Source organism: Phenylobacterium sp. CCH9-H3, assembly GCF_001557235.1.
Classification (GTDB): Bacteria; Pseudomonadota; Alphaproteobacteria; order Caulobacterales; family Caulobacteraceae; genus Phenylobacterium.
The window spans coordinates 1-387 of sequence record NZ_LSJI01000112.1; the positions used below are offsets into that span (position 1 = coordinate 1).

Here is a 387-nt window from a genome sequence, read left to right on the forward strand (position 1 = left end):
TCCCCTCGGCCCTGATCGAGCGCGTCGACGTCCTGACGGGCGGCGCCTCGGCCGTCTACGGCGCCGACGCCGTCGGCGGCGTCGTCAACTTCATCATGTCGCGCCGTTTCGAAGGCGTGCGCGTCGACGCCCAGTACGGCATCTACCAGCACGACAACGGCAGTCCGGTCGCCGATATCGTCTCCGCCACCGCCGCCCGGGCGGCCAGCCCCGAGTTCTTCCAGCTGCCGAAGGACAATGTCCGTGATGGCGAGATGAGCCAGGTGACCCTGGTGATCGGCGTGAACTCGCCGGACGGCCGCGGCAACGTGACCGCCTACGCCGGCTATCGTCACGTCGAGCCGATCCTGCAGGGCAACCGCGACTTCTCGTCGTGCACCCTGAACT

At 68.5% G+C, this 387-nt stretch carries 1 protein-coding gene; it reads left to right on the forward strand.

Translation table 11 applies throughout. From position 1 onward, the window contains the following. Positions 1-387: TonB-dependent receptor plug domain-containing protein (locus AX721_RS11120; RefSeq protein WP_156467129.1), on the forward strand; the 387-nt coding region annotated here is incomplete at both ends.